Raw genomic sequence first — 16,534 nt, 5'->3', positions numbered from 1 at the left:
CGCGGGATCGGTAATCCCTGACCCGGCGCCGCCTTACACCGGCGGGGTCTGGCTCTGCCCCGGCAGCGGCACCGGCCTTGCCCGCTTCAGCTCCGCCCGCTCGCGGCGGCGGCGGTCGCGCAGGTCGCGAAACGCGGTGATCATCGGCAGGCTGACCAGATAGCCGGCGGTCGCCAGAAACAGGCCCGGTGCCAGACCGCCCACCAGATAGGGCAGGAAATACCAGTGATAAAAGCTGTAAAGCCGGCCCCATTGCGTTGGCTCGGATGTGACCATCGCCCGCACATTGGCCCAGAACTCGGCCCCCGCCTGGCCAAAGACGAACAGGATGTCCGCCGTCGGCGGCGCATCCACCGCATTGCCAAGGATCATGTGCCCCAACTGGATCGAGGCCACCGCGATCAGCGGAAAGGTCAGCGGATTGCCCACCAACGTGGCCAGCAGCGCGGCGATCACGTTTCCGCGCAAGACCCAGGCCAGCACGGCCGCCAGCCCCAGATGCGCCCCGAACAGCGGCGTGAATGACGCGAAGACCCCCGCCCAGATGCCCCGCGCAATCCGGTGCGGCGGATCGGGCAACCGCGTCATCCGCGCCCAGACATAGCGGATGCCCCGCCCCCAGCCCCCGCGCGGCCAGACAAGGGCGCGCAGCCGTTCGGCAAGGGCCGGTTTGTCGCGGCGTCGGAAAATCAAGCGGTGTCCTTTCCAGGCGTCAAAGGCCCGAAAGGGCCTCAGGGCTTGCGCGTGGCATCCCTGTGGCGGGACACCTGCGCCACATCCGTCTCGGCTTCGAGCGCGGTCATGATCATGTGCAGATGTTCGACATCGCGCAGGTCCACGTCAACGATCACCCGGTAAAAATCCGGTTTGCGATCCGTGAACCGCAGATCCGAGATATTCGCCTTCTGCTCGCCGATCAGGGTGCAGATGCGGCCCAGCACGCCGGCATCGTTGGAAATCGTCAGCTCCAGCGACACGGTGTTCACCGGCGCATGGCGGCCCGCCTTCCAGTGCAGGTCCACCCAGCGTTCGGTCTGGGTCTCGAACTCTTCCAGCGCGGGGCAGTCGATCGCGTGCATCACCACGCCCTGCCCGCGATAGGTGATGCCGACGATCCGTTCCCCCGGCAGCGGCTGGCAGCAGGGCGCGCGGCGGATCGACTGGTCGTTCTCCATCCCCACCACCGGGCGCTTGGCATCCACAACCTCGGTCGTGGCCATCGCCAGTTCGGGGTACAGCGTTTCAACCACGCGCCGCGCCGCCACCTCGGCGCTGCCGATGCGCGCCAGAAGATCGGTCTCGTCGGCCAGCCCCATGGTCTTGGCCGCCGTCCGCAGCGCCTTGTCTGTGGCCTTCTTGCCCACATGGTCAAAGGCCGCCCGCGCCAGCTCCATCCCCAGCTTGACGAAGCGCCCGCGGTCCTCTTCCCGAAGCGACCGCCGGATCGCCGCCTTGGCGCGGCCCGTCGTCACGATGTCGATCCAGCTTGCCTGCGGGCGCTGCCCCTCGGCGGTGATGATCTCGACCGACTGGCCGTTCTTCAGCCGCGTCCACAGCGGCACCCGGATGCCGTCCACCTTGGCCGACACGGTGCCGTTGCCAATGCGCGTATGGATCGCATAGGCGAAATCCAGCGGCGTCGCGCCGCGCGGCAGTTGCACCACATCGCCCTTGGGGGTGAAGCAGAACACCTGGTCGGAATACATCTCAAGTTTCACGTTCTCGAGAAACTCGTCATGGTCCTCTTCGTCCAGACGTTCGGTCAGGCTGGCAATCCACTTGGCCGGGTCCACGGCAAAGGGGTTCTGCGCCCGCACGCCTTCGCGATAGGACCAGTGCGCCGCAACGCCGGCCTCGGCCACTTCGTGCATCTGCCGGGTGCGGATCTGCACCTCCACCCGCTTGCCGTCGCGCCCCGAAACCGTGGTGTGGATGGATCGGTAGCCGTTCGATTTCGGCTGGCTGATGTAATCCTTGAACCGCCCCGGCACCGCGCGCCAGCGCTGGTGGATCACGCCAAGGATGCGATAGCAGTCGGCCACGCTGTCGCAGATCACCCGGAAACCATAGATGTCGGACAGCCGGCTGAACGCCAGGTCCTTTTCCTGCATCTTGCGCCAGATCGAATAGGGCTTCTTCGCCCGGCCATAGACATCGGCCTCGATCTGCGCCTTCTCCAGCTCATGCCGGATGTCGCCGGTGATCTTGTGCACCACATCGCCGGTCTCGCGTTGCAGCGTCAGGAAGCGGCGGATGATGGAATTGCACGCCTCGGGGTTCAGAACCTTGAAGGACAGATCCTCCAGTTCCTCGCGCATCCACTGCATCCCCATCCGCCCGGCCAGCGGCGCGAAGATCTCCATGGTCTCGCGGGCCTTCTGGGCCTGCTTTTCCGGCTTCATGCTGCGGATGGTGCGCATGTTGTGCAGCCGGTCCGCCAGCTTGACCAGGATCACCCGCAGATCCTTGGACATCGCCATGAACAGCTTGCGGAAGTTTTCCGCCTGCTGGGTCTGGGCGCTGCCCAGTTGCAGGTTGGTCAGCTTGGTCACGCCATCGACCAGCTCGGCCACTTCCTCGCCGAACTGGGTGGCAATGTCGGAAAAGGTGGACCGGGTATCCTCGATCGTGTCGTGCAGCAGCGCGGTCACGATCGTCGCATCATCCAGCCGCTGTTCGGTCAGGATGGCGGCCACGGGATGCGTGAAATAGGGCTCGCCCGACTTGCGGGTCTGCCCCTCGTGCATCTTCAGGCCATAGGCATAGGCCCGGCGGATCAGATCGCCGTTGCAGCGCGGATTGTAGTTGCGAACCAGGGCGATCAGGTCTTCAACGTCGATCATTCACGCCCTGCCTGCCGGGATTTTCTCCCGATCTGGTGCCGCCTCAGTTCTCGCCCTGGGCTTCCATCAGCGCGCGAAGAAGTTTCTCTTCCGACATGTCGTCCACCACCGGGCGGTCGATCTCGCCGGCCATCAGCAGGGCCATCTGGTCCTCTTCCGGCTCGTCCACTTCGATCTGCGTCTGATAGCTTTCGATCATGCGCTCGCGCAGCACGTCGGCGCCCTGGGTTTCCTCGGCAATCTCGCGCAGGGCAACGACGGGGTTCTTGTCGTTGTCGCGGTCGATGGTAAGCGGGGCGCCCGACGCCACTTCGCGCGCCCGATGGGCGGCCAGCAGCACCAGTTCAAACCGGTTCGGCACCTTGTCAACGCAATCTTCGACCGTCACGCGGGCCATCGGACACCTCAGTCTCTTGGGCTAGGAAGCTGCCTCCTTACGCCGGAAGCCGCCCGTTGACAAGCGTGGAATCGCCCGGATCACGGGGGTTTCACCCCGCTTCAAGCGGCACCACCGCCTCCCGGTCGGCCTGCGGCAGCGCGGCCAGCATCGCGGCAACGCTCTGCCCGCTGCGCGGATGCACCCAGTCCGGCGCCACCTCGGCCAGCGGCACCAGAACGAAGGCCCGGTCCTGCAACCGCGGATGCGGCAGGATCAGCCGGTCCGGCGCGCGCCGCACCTGCTCCTCGGGCGGCAGGCTGCGCCAGCGGTCCGCGGTGGCAGCATCGGGCAGCACCAGCCCGCCCATCGCCAGCAGGTCAATGTCCAGCGTCCGCATCCCCCAGCGCACCTCGCGCTGCCGGCCGAACTCGGCCTCGACGCTGTGCAGATGCGCCAGCACCGCCTCGGGCGTCACATCGCCCGCAACCCGCAGCACGGCCGCCGCGTTCACATAGTCAGGCCCCGCCCCGGCCGGAAAGCAGGGCGTCCGGTAAAGCCGGCTCATCGCGACAAGGGTCATGCCGGGCGCCCGCAGCCGCTCTGCCGCAAGAAGCAGCGTTGCCGCCGGCATCTGCCCCCCCAGTGGCAGATTGGCGCCGAAGGCAATCAAGGCGTGCATGGCTTCGCTATCTCGCGTCAAATTCATATCCTATAGTTCCCTTGTCGCCCCGCCCGCCCGGCGTTATCTGCCTTTTGTTCCCCACCGGGTCTCGATACTCCAGTTCCACCCATCCAGGAAGTTGCTCGCCGGGGGCGTATTTCGAAGGGAAGTCACTGATGTTCTACAAGGACGAGCGGCTTGCGCTGTTCATCGACGGGTCAAACCTCTATGCGGCCGCCAAGGCCCTGGGATTTGACATTGATTACAAACTGTTGCGCATGGAATTCATGCGCCGCGGCAAATTGCTGCGCGCCTTCTACTACACGGCCCTTCTGGAAAACGACGACTATTCCCCGATCCGTCCGCTGGTGGACTGGCTGCACTACAACGGCTTCACCATGCGCACCAAGCCCGCCAAGGAATACACCGACAGCCAGGGCCGCCGGAAGGTGAAGGGCAACATGGACATCGAACTTGCCGTCGATGCCATGGAACTGGCCCCCCGTCTTGATCACATTGTCTTGTTCTCGGGCGACGGCGATTTCCGCCCGCTGGTCGAAAGCCTGCAACGGCAGGGTGTGCGGGTTTCGGTCGTTTCGACCATCCGCAGCCAGCCGCCGATGATCGCCGACGAACTGCGCCGCCAGGCCGACAATTTCATCGAGCTGGACGAGTTGCGCGACGTGATCGGTCGCCCGCCGCGCGAACCGCGCGCCGCGCATCCCGAGGATGCCACGCTTGACGCGAAGTGATGGGTCCGGGCGCCGGGGTTTCCCCGGTGCCCGACCGTCGCGCCCGGAATGACCCCGGTATGACCAGCGGCCTTCTCGCCCTGTTCGCGGCCGCCTTCCTGGCCGCCACCCCGTTTCCCGCCCAGTCCGAAATCGTGTTCCTCGCCCTACAGGCGGCGGGCTGGCCGGCCGTCTGGCTGGTCCTCGTCGCCTCGGTCGGCAACACGCTGGGCTCCTGCGTCACCTATGCGGCGGGGCGCGGTGCCGAATCCTTCCGCGACCGGCGCTGGTTTCCGCTGACACCCGACCGGCTGGCCCGCGCACAGGGCTGGTGGAATCGCTGGGGGCTGTGGTCGCTGCTGCTGTCCTGGGCGCCGGGGGGCGATCTTCTGGTCGCCATGGCGGGCCTGATGCGGGTGCCCCTGCCCCTGTTCCTGGCCCTTGTCGCGCTGGCCAAGACCGCCCGCTACATCGTTCTGGCGCTGGTCGCCGCCGGGGTCATCGGCGCGGCCTCCTGACGCCCCCACTGGACCCGCCCGCCCTTTGGCCTTACCTCTGGCCCCATCCCTGCCCATCGCCCGAGGCCGCGAATGACCGACAAGCCCGCCCTCACGCTTTATCTTGCCGCGCCGCGCGGCTTCTGCGCCGGTGTCGATCGCGCCATCAAGATCGTCGAGATGTCGCTGCAGAAATGGGGCGCCCCGGTCTATGTCCGGCATGAGATCGTCCACAACAAGTATGTGGTCGATGACCTGCGCGCCAAGGGCGCCGTCTTCGTCGAGGAACTTGACGACTGCCCCAATGACCGGCCGGTGGTGTTTTCCGCGCATGGCGTGCCGAAATCCGTTCCGGCCGAGGCCGGGCGCCGCAACATGATTGCCGTCGATGCCACCTGCCCGCTGGTGACCAAGGTCCATCTGGAAGCCGCCCGCCATGCCGAGGCCGGGTTGCAGATGATCTACATCGGCCACCGCGGCCACCCCGAGGCGGTGGGAACCCTGGGCCAGTTGCCCGAGGGCGAGGTGCTGCTGATCGAAACGGTTGAAGATGTGGCCACGCTTCAGGTCCGCGACCCCGCGAAACTGGCCTATATCAGCCAGACCACCCTGTCGGTGGACGATACGAAAGACATCATCGCCGCGCTGATCCGCCGCTTCCCCGGCATCGAATCGCAAAGCCGCGAAGACATCTGCTATGCCACCACCAACCGGCAGGCGGCGGTCAAGGCCGTGGCGCCGAAGATCGACGCGCTTCTGGTGATCGGGGCGCCCAATTCCTCGAACTCGAAACGTCTGGTCGAGGTGGGCCGCAACGCCGGCTGCGCCTATTCCATGCTGGTGCAGCGCGCATCCGAAATCGACTGGCCCGCGCTGGCAGAGGCCCGCTCGGTTGGCCTGACGGCCGGGGCCAGCGCGCCCGAAGTGCTGGTGAACGAAGTGATCGACGCCTTCCGCGCCCGCTATGACCTGACGGTCGAGCCGGTGGAAACCACGGTCGAGCGGGTCGAGTTCAAGGTTCCGAAAATCCTGCGCGACTAGGGGGTCGTCATGCTGCGCCGTCTTGCCCTGACGCTGACGCTGCTGTCCGTGCCGCTGGCCGGCCAGGCCGAAGACGCCCCAGTTCTGGCCACCTACTGGGTCAATTCGGGCAGCCTGCCGCCGGAATACGCCTGGGATGTCTCGGTCACCATCCTGGCTGACGGCCACCTTACCCTGAAACATTGCAAGGGCTATGAAACCGAAGGCCCCGCCTGCAAGACGCGCAAGGCCACCGTCGGCGCCGATGCGCTGGCCGGCATCCGCGCCGCCGTCACCGAACAGGGCCTTGACCGCAAGCCCGCCCGCAAGGAAGAAGACATTCCCGTAGGCGGGGGCGCAAGCGGCGGTGCGGTTTATCTGGACGGCCAGAAGATCAACCTGCCGGCCTTTCCCGCCAAAGCCGACATCCCGCGCGTCAACGCCGTGCTGACCGCCATCACCGCCGCCATCCCGCAACGCCTGCGCAACCGCTTCCTCAAAGACACCTGACCCTTCCCGCCCAAGGACATCCATGACAGCGCTTTCCCCGGAATTCCTGCTGACTGCCTTCATCGTCTGCATCACGCCGGGCATCGGCGTGGTCTATACCCTGTCGGTCACCCTTGGTGGCGGCTTCCGGGCCGGCTTCTGGGCCACCATCGGCTGCACCATCGCCACCGTCCTGCACATGGCGGTGGCCATGGCCGGGCTGGCGGCCGTGCTGCACACCTCGGCCGTGCTGTTCCAGACCATCAAATACGCCGGCGTCGCCTATCTGCTGTGGATGGCCTGGGCCGTGCTGCAATCCACCGGCTCGCTTGCGGTCGAGGCGTCGGATGGCGGCTCGCCCCGCCGGCTGGTCGCCCGCGGCATCCTGCTGAACATCCTCAACCCCAAGCTGCCGCTGTTCTTCGTGGCCTTCCTGCCGCAATTCCTGCCCGCCCATGCCGCCGGCCTTGGCCCGCTGCTGGAACTGGGCACCGGCTTCACGGTGATGACCTTCCTCACCTTCCTGCTTTATGCCGCTGTCGCGGCCTCGGGGCGCAAGGCCATCCTGTCCTCGCCCTCGGTGCTGACCTGGATGAAACGCGCCTTCGCGGCGTCTTTCGCGGCGCTTGGCGCCCGCCTCGCGCTGGAGCGTGCCCCGTGACCGACGACCGCCGCATCCCCCCTGCCGCGCTGGCGCTTGGCCTGGCCGGGCTGATCCCGTTCCTGTGGTCCGCCGCCACCCAGCTTTTTCCCGCCGTGGCCGCCTTTGGCGCCACCTGGCTGCCGCCCATGTTCCTGGGGTCTTACGTCGGCCTCACCTATGGCACGGTGATCCTGTCCTTCATGTCCGGCGCGCTCTGGGGCTTTGCCGCCCGCGCGCCCGAGGCCGGCCCGCTGCCCTATGTGCTGGCGGTCATCCCCGCGCTCTGGGTGTTCTTCACCGTCACCGATGCCAGCGACACCTCGTCGATCTTCCTGATCGCCGGCTTCGTCGGCCTGCTGCTGCTGGACGCCACCTTCGCCGCCCAGGGCCTTGCCCCGCGCTGGTGGATGAAGCTGCGCCTTCTTCTCACCGCGGTCGTGGTCGGCTGCCTCTCCGTGGCGCTGCTCTGATGCCCGATCTTTTCGCCTATACAGACGGAGCCTGCTCCGGCAATCCCGGCCCCGGCGGCTGGGGCGTCCTGCTCCTTGCGCGCGAAAACGGTGCCGTCCTCAAGGAACGCGAACTTTCGGGAGGCGAGCCGCAGACCACCAACAACCGGATGGAGCTGATGGCGGCGATTTCCGCGCTGGAAAGCCTGACCCGCCCCTCGGCCCTGACCATCGTCACCGACAGCGCCTATGTGAAGAACGGCGTCACCGAATGGATTCACGGCTGGAAACGCAACGGCTGGAAGACCGCCGACAAGAAGCCGGTCAAGAACGCCGAACTGTGGCAAAGGCTTGATGCCGCGCAGGCGCGCCATTCCGTCACCTGGCGCTGGATCAAGGGCCACGCCGGCCATGCCGAAAACGAACGCGCCGACGCGCTGGCGCGGGCCGGAATGGCCCCCTACAAACCCTCTGCCGCATGACGCCCGAAACGGCGCTCCAACTGCTGGATTATGCCGCCGTGGCGGTCTTTGCCGTCACCGGCGCGCTGGTCGCCTCGCGCTCGCAGCTTGATGTCGTCGGCTTCATCTTCATCGCCTGCCTCACCGCCACCGGCGGCGGCACCACCCGCGATGCGATCCTTGACCGCACCGTGTTCTGGGTGGCCGATCCGGTGATCCTGGCCGTCGCCACCGCCGCGGCCATCCTGGTGTTCTTCACCGCGCATCTGCTGGAAAGCCGCTACCGCGCGCTGCTGTGGATCGACGCCTTCGCCCTGGCCGCCGCCGTTCCGGCCGGCGTCGCCGCGGCCCAGGCCTCGGGGCAGGACTGGCCCATCGTCATTGTCATGGGCATGGTCACCGGCTGCCTCGGCGGGCTGATGCGCGATGTGGTCTGCAACGAGGTGCCGCTGGTCCTGAAACAGGGCGAACTTTACGTCACCTGCGCCTTCGCCGGGGCGGGCACCGCCGTGCTGGCCGGCCTTGCCGGCGCGCCCGAGATGGTGGCGCTGGCCGCCTGCGCCCTGGTCGTGCTGGTGCTGCGCGCAGGCAGCCTGGCCTTCGGCTGGCGCCTGCCGGTCTATCGCACCCGCCCGCCCCAGCCCGGCCGCCCCAAGCGCGGGCCGTGACCGCAGCTTTCCCTTGAAACCGAACACGGGTTCGCCCATTCTGACCGCATGCCACGCCAGAAAACCCTTCCCGACAGTCAGGTTCTTGCCGCCGCGCGCCGTCTTTACGCGCAGGGGGGCGAAAAATCGGTTTCCTTCGGCAGCGTGGCCCGTGCCACCGGGCTGGCCGGATCAACCCTTGCGCAACGCTATGGCAGCGTCGAAGGGATGCTCTCCGCCGCCGCCCGTGATGGCTGGGCCGTGCTGACCGAAGCCGCCACCGCCGCCGATGCCGCCACCACCGGCAAGGGACCGCAAGGGTTTCTCAAGGCGCTGGACCCCACCGCCCGCAAGGCGCCGCTGCTCTTGTCGCTGGGCACCCGCGATCCGGTCGCCCGCGAAGCCGGCGCCGTCTGGCGTGCCCAGATCGAGGCCGCGCTGGCCCGCCGCATCGGCAGCGGCGAAAAGGCCCGCAGCGCCGCGCAGGTGCTGTTTGCGGTCTGGCAGGGCCAGATCCTGTGGGAAGATCCCGAAATCCGCATCAAGGATCTGGCGCGCCGGCTTACCTGATATAGGTCTTCCACAGCCAGATCAGCGCCAGCGCGCCCAGAAAGGCACCCACAAAGCCGGCCACCGCCCCCAGCATCGCCACCAGCGCCCGCAGGATGAACCCGCCGATCAGCGCGCCGAACACGCCGATGGCGACCGTGGTCGGCACATCGGTCTCCAGCCGCATCAGCCGGGTGGCCAGAAACCCGGCCGCCGCACCGATGATCATCAGCATGAAAAAGGGCATCGCCGCCTCCGCGCGTTCCGTGCCCCCAATATGGGGTCTGCACCGCCCCGGCACCAGACGCCGCGTCAGCCCAGATGCGGCGGCAGCACCAGCCCTTTCAGAACCTCGGCCGCCGGCATCGGCCGCTTGCCCTCGCGCTGCGCCTCCAGCACCTCGACCGCGCCCTTGCCGCAGGCAATGGTGAAACCGCCCAGCACCTGCCCCGGCGCGCCCGCCCCCGCCGCCAGCCGCGACCGCAGCAGTTTCACCCGTTCCGCGCCCACCGGCACCCAGGCGCCGGGGAACGGCGACAGCCCGCGGATCTGCCGGTCCACCTGCACCGCCGGGCGCGTCCAGTCCACCCGCGCCTCGGCCTTGTCAATCTTGGCGGCATAGGTCACGCCGTCCTCGGGCTGCGGCACGGGCGTCAGTTCGCCCAGCCGGTCCAGCGCCACCCCGATCAGCCGCGCGCCCATCCCGCTCAGCCGGTCATGCAGCTCGGCCGTGGTTTCCGCGGTCCCGATCGCGGTCGCCTCGCGCAGCAACACCGGCCCGGTGTCCAGCCCGGCCTCCATCTGCATGATGCAGATGCCGGTTTCCGCATCGCCCGCCAGAATCGCGCGGTGGATCGGCGCCGCCCCGCGCCAGCGCGGCAACAGCGAGGCGTGGATGTTCAGGCAGCCAAGACGCGGCGCGTCCAGCACCGCTTGCGGCAGGATCAGCCCATAGGCCACCACCACCGCCACATCCGCCCCCAGATCGGCCACCGCTTTCGCCGCCTCGTCGCTGCGCAGCGAAACCGGCGTGCGCACAGTCAGGCCCAGCGCCTCGGCCCGGGCATGAACCGGGGTTTTCCGCAGCTCTTTCCCGCGCCCGGCAGGGCGGGGCGGTTGGCTGTAAACGCACAGGATTTCATGCTGTTGCGCCAGCGCCTCCAGCACCGGCACGCTGAACTCGGGCGTTCCCATGAAAATGATTTTCACTTACCGCCTCCGCAGCTTGTCGGCCTTGGCAATCAGCATCTTCCGCTTCAGCGCCGACAGCCGGTCAAAATACATCCGGCCCGCCAGATGGTCGATCTGGTGCTGCACGCTGGTCGCCCAGAGATCAACGAAATCCCGCTCCTCGGTCTCGCCCCGGTCGTTCAGGAAGCGCACCGTTACCGCGCGCGGCCGCGCGATCACCGCCGAAACCCCCGGCAGGTTGGGCGAGGCCTCCTCATGCTCGCGCAACTGCACGCTGGCATGAAGCACCTCGGGGTTGGCCATGCGGATCGCCTGCCCGCGCTTGTCGGAACAGTCCACCACGGCGAGCCGCAGCGGCACACCGATCTGTACCGCCGCCAGCCCCACGCCGGGCATCGCATCCATCGTCTCGATCATGTCCTCCCAGATCGCGCGGATCTCGTCGGTGATCGTCTCCACATCCCGCGCCGGGGTCTTCAGCGCCGGATGCGGCCAGGGCAGGCAGGGGCGCACGCTCATGCCAGCACCGCCGCTTCCGCCTCGGCCCGCGCCTGCGGTGACAGCCGGTCCAGCGTCAGGATGCCCTCCAGATGGTCATATTCATGCTGGGCACAGATCGCCTCGAACCCGGTCAGCACCGCCTCCTGCGGCCCGCCGTCCAGATCGGTCCAGCGCATCCGCACCGCCTCGGCCCGTTCGACCTGCGTCACCGGCCCCGGAATTGACAAACAGCCCTCCGGCCCCACCACCCGCGCGCCCATCAGTTCCACCACCTCGGGGTTCACCAGCACGCGCGGCGTGCGCGGGCCGTCCTTCCAGCCTGCATCCATCACGAACAGCCGCAGCAGCCGCCCCACCTGCGGCGCCGCCAGCCCACGCCCCGGCGCGGCATACATCGTGTCCAGCATGTCGTCCGCCAGCGCCCGCAGGTCATCAGACAGCACGGCGGGGGCGCAGGGCGTTGTCAGAACCGGGTCGGGCCAGCGCAGAATGGGCAGGATCATCGGATCACCTTCCTTGTCTGCCCGCGCCATAACCGATCAGCGCCGCAAGGTCACCCCATGCGGGCGCGCTCGCGCTTCACCTTTTCCAGCTTGCGCAGCACCATCTGCCGCTTCATCGGCCCCAGATAGTCAATGAACAGCTTGCCATCCAGATGGTCCATCTCGTGCTGCACGCAGGTCGCCCACAGCCCGTCAAAGGTGCGCTCCTGCGGGGCGCCGTCCAGATCCATCCAGCGCACCGTCACGATCGAGGGGCGCTTCACCTCGGCATATTGTTCCGGCAGCGACAGGCAGCCTTCCTCGAAGATCGACACGTCTTCCGACGCCCAGACCAGTTCCGGGTTGATCAGCACCATCGGCTCGGCCGGGCCGTCCTTGATGCAATCCATCACCAGAAGCCGGATCATCGCGCCCACCTGCGGCGCGGCCAGCCCGATGCCGGGCGCGACATACATGGTTTCCAGCATGTCGGCGGCCAGCGCCTTCACCTCGGGGGTGATGTCGCGGACCGGCTCGCATACCTTCTTGAGCCTGGGATCGGGATGGATGAGGATGTTGCGGATCATGGCCCCTGATCTAGGGGAACCAAGCCCCCCCTTGCAAGAGGGCCGCATCACCCCCGCGCCCGGGGCGCGCATCGGTCGCACCAGGTATGATTTCCCGGTTTATTTGCACTTATTGGATCAAATTACCAAATGTTCCGGCAAAATCAGAATGACATCCCGCCAAAGCCGGATTATCAGGAACAACAGACACAACCACGGCAAGCCAGCATGAACTTCGATACCCCGATCAACCGCAAGGGCACCCACTGCGTGAAGTGGGACATGATGGAATCCCTCTATGGCGTTTCGGCCGACACCGGCATCGCCATGTGGGTCGCGGACATGGAGTTCCGCCCCCCGCAATCGGTGCAGCGGGCGCTGGAAAAGATGCTGTCGCACGGCGTCTACGGCTATTTCGGCGATGACCGCCCCTATCTTGAGGCGATTCGCTGGTGGATGGACACGCGCCACGGCTGGCAGGTCGATCCCTCGCACATCTTCACCACGCACGGGCTGGTGAACGGCACCGGGCTGTGCATCGACGCCTTCACCCAGCCCGGCGACGGGGTGGTGCTGATGACGCCGGTCTATCACGCCTTCGCCCGCACCATCCGGGCCGCCGGCCGCCGCGTGGTGGATTGCCATCTGAAAACCGTGAACGGCCGCTACGAGATGGACTTCGACGCCTGGGATGCCCAGATGACCGGCGCCGAGAAGATGCTGATCCTGTGCTCCCCGCACAATCCCGGCGGCCGCGTCTGGACCCTGGCCGAACTGCAGGCCACCGCCGATTTCTGCCGCCGTCACAACCTGATTCTGGTCTCGGACGAAATCCACCACGATCTGGTGTTCCCCGGCCAGACGCATCACGTCATGGCCAAGGCCGTGCCTGAAATTGCCGACCGTCTGGTGATGATGACCGCCGCCACCAAGACCTTCAACATCGCCGGCGCCCATACCGGCAATGTCATCATCGCTGATCCGGCCCTGCGCCAGCGCTTTGCCGACCGGATGATGGCGCTTGGCATCTCGTCCAACAGTTTCGGGATGCACATGGTCACCGCCGCCTATTCGCCCGAAGGCGCCGAATGGGTCGATGCGCTGGTGGCCTATCTGGACGGCAACCGCCGCCTGTTCGACGCGGGCGTGAACGCCATTCCCGGCCTACGCTCGATGCCGCTTGAGGCCACCTATCTGGCCTGGGTCGATTTTGCCGGCACCGGCATGACCAAGGCGGAAATCCTGAACCGGGTGCAGAAACAGGCGCAGATCGCCCCGAACCACGGCGACAGCTTCGGTCCCGGCGGCGAAACCTTCCTGCGGCTGAACCTTGCCGCCCCCCGCGCCCAGGTGGCCGAGGCGGTGGACCGGCTGCAAAAGGTGTTCGCCGACCTGCAATAAGGGCGTCGCGGCATCGTGATGGCACCGCAGCGACCGCTGCGTTAGTTTCCCGGCCATGAAGACGATTGCCCGGCTGTTTGCCCTTCTTGTCCTGCTGGCGGTGATCGGTGCCGCGGCGCTCCTCTGGGTGCGCCCGACGCCGGCGCCGGTGCCGCAGCCCCTGCCACCGCTGGTTGGCACCGTTGACCGTATCGTCATCGAAAAGGCCGCCCGCCGCATGGTGCTGATGCAGGCCGGTCAGGCCGTGCGCAGCTACCGCATCGCCCTTGGCTTCACCCCCACCGGCGACAAGGCGCGCCAGGGCGATGGCCGCACGCCCGAAGGCGTGTTCACCATCAACCGCCGCAACGACAAATCGGCCTACCACCTGTCGCTTGGCCTGGATTACCCGCAGCCAGAAGACCGCGCCCGCGCGCGGGCGGGCGGCTATGATCCCGGCGGTGACATCATGATCCACGGCCAGCCGAACAGCCTGCCCGAAGGTTATATCGTCAAGGGGGACTGGACAGCCGGCTGCATCGCCGTGACCAATGCCGAAATGCGGGAAATCTGGGCCGCCACCCCGACCGGCACCCCGGTCGAGATCCGGCCCTAGGCCCGCTCAGGCCCGGGGCAGATAGCCCACCGGCGCGTTCTCGTCGCGCAGATAGTCCAGCGCCGGGCGGTCGGTCACGGCCGTCGCGCGCTTGAATTCGCACAGCAATTCGCCGTCCTCATTGGCCGAGGCCACGATCAGGCACTGGAACACATGCCGCGATCCGTCGAACACATCGACCAGCCCGCGCAGCTTGCCCGGCGCCAGATCGGCATCCAGCGCAAAGCCGTCGTGCCAGAACCGCAGCACCGGATAGACCGCATCGCCCACCTGCACCCGCAGCCGCGACCGCTTGCGAAGCTCGCGCTTGCGCGCCGCCTCAAGACCGTCTCTCACATGGGTCGGCAGGAATTCCAGCATGGTCTCTCTCCTCTGACTCAACTCTGTGTCGCCGCGCGCCAAAATCAAGCCTGCTTCTTTCTGCACCCTCTCTGTTGCAGGAATGTGAAGCCCCAGTTGCAGCATTGCCGCACCCTGCCCCCCGTCCGGGCGATCTTTCCCTTGCGGCACCCCCGCCAATCCGGTCCAACCGGGGCATCCTTGCCCCAGCCCGATTCGCCCCCCGGTTCACCCCATGACCCTTGTCCTTGCCATGATCCTCGACGCGCTCTTCGGTGAACCCGACTGGCTCTGGCGTCGCCTGCCGCATCCCGCGGTGCTGATGGGCCGGCTGATCGCAGCGGCGGAAACCCGTTTCAACCGTGGCCCGGGTCGCCGCGCGGCAGGCGTTCTGGTCATTGCCGTTCTGGTGGCACTGGCCGCCCTGACCGGCTGGCTGATCCACCTCCTGCCCGATCATGGCGTGATCGAAGTCCTTGTCGCCGCAATCATTCTGGCGCAGCGGTCGCTGGTCGATCACGTCCGTGCCGTCGCCACCGCCCTGCGTCGCAGTCTTGAGGATGGCAAGCGTGCCGTCTCCATGATCGTCGGCCGCGACACCGCCCCGATGGCCGAACCCGATGTGGCCCGCGCCGCCATCGAAAGTGCGGCGGAAAACCTTTCCGATGGCGTCATCGCCCCGGCCTTCTGGTTCCTTGTCGGCGGCCTGCCCGGCCTTCTGGCCTACAAGATGGCCAACACCGCCGACAGCATGATCGGCCACATGACCCCGCGCTACCGCGAATTCGGCTGGGCCGCAGCCCGCCTTGACGATCTTCTGAACCTCATCCCCGCCCGGCTGACCGCGCTGCTCATCGCCCTCACCTCCGGCTGGTTCGACCCGGCCCCCGTGCTGCGCGACGCGCCCAAGCACCGCAGCCCCAATGCCGGCTGGCCCGAATCCGTTCTGGCCCCGGTGCTGGACGTTGCGCTGGCCGGCCCGCGCAGCTATGCCGGCAAGATGACAGATTTCCCCTGGGTCTGGCCCGAAGGCCGCCGCGACCCCGGCCCCGACGACATCGACGCCGCCTGCGCCGCGCTTTGGCGCGCCTGGGCCGGGATGCTGGCAATCGTCCTGCTCTTCGCCCTGGTTTAGGTTTCACATGACAGAAGCCCTGCCGCCAGAAGACCCGCCCGCCTGCGTCGACTGGGCGCTGGTCGCCACGATCAAGGCCCCGCAGGACCAGGTTCTTGCCTTCCTGGCCCATCACCTTGATCTGGGCGCCGCCGCCATTACCCTGTGCTTTGACGATCCCGATGATCCGGCCATCGCCGCCGTGCAGGATATTCCGCGCGTTTCCGTGCTGCGCTGCACCCCCGATTACTGGGCCCGCGTCGGCAACGGCATCCGCCCCGACCGGCACCAGAACCGGCAGGCCCGCAACGCGCTGCGCGCCTGGCGCCTCTGCCCCTTGCCGTGGATCGGCCATATCGACGTGGATGAATTCCTGCTGCCTGACCGGCCGATGGGCGAAATCCTCGCCTCGGCCCCGGCCCATCACCCAATGGTGCGGCTGGAACCGTTCGAGGCCATGCACGACCCGTCGCTTCCCGATGACATCTTCACCGCCCGCCTCTTCCGCGGCCCCCTGAAAGGCCCGCGCGCCTTTCTGCGCGACATCATCTTCGGACGTTACGCCGCGGCCATGCCCAACGGCATGTTGTCCCATTCCGTCGGCAAGGCCTTCTTCCGCACCGGCGTGCCCGGCTTCACCCCGCGCCTGCATGGCGGCTCGATGAACGGGGTCCGCATGGACGGCCCCCCGATGGACCGCCGGGTGAAACTTCTGCATTTCCACGCCCAGGACCGCGCCAAGTGGACGGCGGCCCTGCCCTTCCGTCTGGCGCGCGGCGCCTATCAGAAGAACGAAGCCCTGTTGCAGGCCCTGTCCGGCGCCACACCGGACAAGATCGACGCCTTCTATACCGCCACCCAGATGCTGACCCCGGAGATGGCCGAAATCCTGTGGCAGGAAGGGCGTCTGGTCGAGGTGAACCTTGATCTGCGCCGCAAGGTGGCCGACCTTCTGGCGCAGTCCTGATGCCGCTTT

At 67.3% G+C, this 16,534-nt stretch carries 23 protein-coding genes; 13 read left to right on the top strand and 10 right to left on the bottom strand.

Going from position 1 to position 16,534, the window contains the following annotated elements; translation table 11 throughout:
- Positions 1–33 precede the first annotated feature (33 nt).
- The 4 genes from B6K69_RS12685 to folK form a co-directional block, all read right to left on the bottom strand.
- Entirely contained in the window at positions 34–693 is a 660-nt protein-coding gene (locus tag B6K69_RS12685; RefSeq protein WP_228156728.1) for a DUF2062 domain-containing protein, read from the bottom strand.
- A 38-nt stretch (positions 694–731) separates the two neighbouring features.
- Positions 732–2,843 carry a RelA/SpoT family protein gene (locus tag B6K69_RS12680; RefSeq protein WP_108644043.1) on the bottom strand — a complete coding sequence of 704 codons (2,112 nt, stop codon included), beginning with the start codon at positions 2,841–2,843 and terminating at the stop codon, positions 732–734.
- A 43-nt stretch (positions 2,844–2,886) separates the two neighbouring features.
- Positions 2,887–3,240, bottom strand: coding sequence for a DNA-directed RNA polymerase subunit omega (gene rpoZ / locus B6K69_RS12675; RefSeq protein WP_107672651.1), 354 nt, complete (start codon positions 3,238–3,240; stop codon positions 2,887–2,889).
- 91 nt (positions 3,241–3,331) lie between these two features.
- Positions 3,332–3,901, bottom strand: a complete 570-nt coding sequence (gene folK / locus B6K69_RS12670) for a 2-amino-4-hydroxy-6-hydroxymethyldihydropteridine diphosphokinase (RefSeq protein WP_228156727.1) — start codon at positions 3,899–3,901, stop codon at positions 3,332–3,334.
- Positions 3,902–4,059: 158 nt separating this feature from the next.
- Between folK and B6K69_RS12665 the strand changes: the two genes are divergently transcribed.
- From B6K69_RS12665 to B6K69_RS12625, 9 genes are all read left to right on the top strand, one after another.
- Positions 4,060–4,635 (top strand): LabA-like NYN domain-containing protein, encoded by a 576-nt coding sequence (locus tag B6K69_RS12665; RefSeq protein WP_108644041.1) that lies wholly within the window; start codon positions 4,060–4,062, stop codon positions 4,633–4,635.
- A 59-nt stretch (positions 4,636–4,694) separates the two neighbouring features.
- The gene (locus B6K69_RS12660; protein ID WP_107672707.1) at positions 4,695–5,132 is read left to right on the top strand and encodes a YqaA family protein; all 438 of its coding nucleotides are present in this window, start codon (positions 4,695–4,697) and stop codon (positions 5,130–5,132) included.
- A 72-nt stretch (positions 5,133–5,204) separates the two neighbouring features.
- Positions 5,205–6,152 (top strand): 4-hydroxy-3-methylbut-2-enyl diphosphate reductase, encoded by a 948-nt coding sequence (ispH, locus tag B6K69_RS12655; protein ID WP_108644040.1) that lies wholly within the window; start codon positions 5,205–5,207, stop codon positions 6,150–6,152.
- Between the two features lie 9 nt (positions 6,153–6,161).
- Positions 6,162–6,641 carry a hypothetical protein gene (locus tag B6K69_RS12650; protein WP_108644039.1) on the top strand — a complete coding sequence of 160 codons (480 nt, stop codon included), beginning with the start codon at positions 6,162–6,164 and terminating at the stop codon, positions 6,639–6,641.
- Positions 6,642–6,663: 22 nt separating this feature from the next.
- Entirely contained in the window at positions 6,664–7,281 is a 618-nt protein-coding gene (locus B6K69_RS12645; RefSeq protein WP_108644038.1) for a LysE family translocator, read from the top strand.
- Complete coding sequence (locus B6K69_RS12640) at positions 7,278–7,733, top strand: DUF3429 domain-containing protein (protein ID WP_108644037.1); 456 nt, start codon at positions 7,278–7,280, stop codon at positions 7,731–7,733. Before B6K69_RS12645 ends, B6K69_RS12640 begins: the two co-directional genes overlap by 4 nt.
- Positions 7,733–8,194, top strand: a complete 462-nt coding sequence (gene rnhA, locus B6K69_RS12635) for a ribonuclease HI (RefSeq protein WP_107672644.1) — start codon at positions 7,733–7,735, stop codon at positions 8,192–8,194. Before B6K69_RS12640 ends, rnhA begins: the two co-directional genes overlap by 1 nt.
- Positions 8,191–8,841: a trimeric intracellular cation channel family protein gene (locus B6K69_RS12630; protein ID WP_108644036.1), complete on the top strand. Its 651-nt coding sequence runs from the start codon at positions 8,191–8,193 to the stop codon at positions 8,839–8,841. The genes rnhA and B6K69_RS12630 overlap by 4 nt, the downstream gene beginning before the upstream one ends.
- A gap of 48 nt (positions 8,842–8,889) precedes the next feature.
- Complete coding sequence (locus B6K69_RS12625) at positions 8,890–9,390, top strand: TetR/AcrR family transcriptional regulator (protein ID WP_107672642.1); 501 nt, start codon at positions 8,890–8,892, stop codon at positions 9,388–9,390.
- Here B6K69_RS12625 and B6K69_RS12620 read toward each other — a convergent pair.
- The 5 genes from B6K69_RS12620 to def (B6K69_RS12600) all read right to left on the bottom strand — a co-directional run bounded on the left by B6K69_RS12620 (position 9,383) and on the right by def (B6K69_RS12600) (position 12,130).
- Positions 9,383–9,616 carry a GlsB/YeaQ/YmgE family stress response membrane protein gene (locus B6K69_RS12620; protein WP_107672641.1) on the bottom strand — a complete coding sequence of 78 codons (234 nt, stop codon included), beginning with the start codon at positions 9,614–9,616 and terminating at the stop codon, positions 9,383–9,385. The genes B6K69_RS12625 and B6K69_RS12620 overlap by 8 nt on opposite strands.
- A 65-nt stretch (positions 9,617–9,681) precedes the next feature.
- On the bottom strand, positions 9,682–10,578 hold the full coding sequence (gene fmt / locus B6K69_RS12615; RefSeq protein ID WP_108644035.1) for a methionyl-tRNA formyltransferase: 897 nt from the start codon (positions 10,576–10,578) through the stop codon (positions 9,682–9,684).
- Positions 10,579–11,079, bottom strand: coding sequence for a peptide deformylase (def, locus tag B6K69_RS12610; RefSeq protein ID WP_108644034.1), 501 nt, complete (start codon positions 11,077–11,079; stop codon positions 10,579–10,581).
- Positions 11,076–11,564, bottom strand: a complete 489-nt coding sequence (gene def, locus B6K69_RS12605) for a peptide deformylase (RefSeq protein WP_108644922.1) — start codon at positions 11,562–11,564, stop codon at positions 11,076–11,078. Before def (B6K69_RS12605) ends, def (B6K69_RS12610) begins: the two co-directional genes overlap by 4 nt.
- A gap of 50 nt (positions 11,565–11,614) precedes the next feature.
- A complete protein-coding gene (gene def, locus B6K69_RS12600; RefSeq protein WP_107672638.1) occupies positions 11,615–12,130 on the bottom strand; it encodes a peptide deformylase in 516 nt (171 codons plus the stop codon).
- A gap of 207 nt (positions 12,131–12,337) precedes the next feature.
- Between def (B6K69_RS12600) and B6K69_RS12595 the strand changes: the two genes are divergently transcribed.
- Together B6K69_RS12595 and B6K69_RS12590 are read left to right on the top strand one after the other, a co-directional pair.
- Positions 12,338–13,510, top strand: coding sequence for a MalY/PatB family protein (locus B6K69_RS12595; RefSeq protein ID WP_108644921.1), 1,173 nt, complete (start codon positions 12,338–12,340; stop codon positions 13,508–13,510).
- A gap of 55 nt (positions 13,511–13,565) precedes the next feature.
- Positions 13,566–14,105, top strand: coding sequence for a L,D-transpeptidase family protein (locus tag B6K69_RS12590; RefSeq protein WP_108644033.1), 540 nt, complete (start codon positions 13,566–13,568; stop codon positions 14,103–14,105).
- Positions 14,106–14,111: 6 nt separating this feature from the next.
- On the opposite strand, the gene B6K69_RS12585 is transcribed toward B6K69_RS12590, so the two are convergent.
- Positions 14,112–14,465 carry a hypothetical protein gene (locus B6K69_RS12585; protein WP_107672635.1) on the bottom strand — a complete coding sequence of 118 codons (354 nt, stop codon included), beginning with the start codon at positions 14,463–14,465 and terminating at the stop codon, positions 14,112–14,114.
- A gap of 214 nt (positions 14,466–14,679) precedes the next feature.
- Between B6K69_RS12585 and cbiB the strand changes: the two genes are divergently transcribed.
- Both cbiB and B6K69_RS12575 read left to right on the top strand, forming a co-directional pair.
- On the top strand, positions 14,680–15,579 hold the full coding sequence (gene cbiB / locus B6K69_RS12580; RefSeq protein WP_108644032.1) for an adenosylcobinamide-phosphate synthase CbiB: 900 nt from the start codon (positions 14,680–14,682) through the stop codon (positions 15,577–15,579).
- Positions 15,580–15,586: 7 nt separating this feature from the next.
- Complete coding sequence (locus B6K69_RS12575) at positions 15,587–16,525, top strand: glycosyltransferase family 2 protein (RefSeq protein WP_108644031.1); 939 nt, start codon at positions 15,587–15,589, stop codon at positions 16,523–16,525.
- The last annotated feature ends 9 nt before the right edge of the window (positions 16,526–16,534 follow it).

Source organism: Pseudogemmobacter blasticus, assembly GCF_003071405.1.
GTDB classification, from domain to species: domain Bacteria; phylum Pseudomonadota; class Alphaproteobacteria; order Rhodobacterales; family Rhodobacteraceae; genus Pseudogemmobacter; species Pseudogemmobacter blasticus.
Note: the sequence above shows the minus strand (reverse complement) of the source record. Positions and strands in the feature narration are given on the sequence as shown.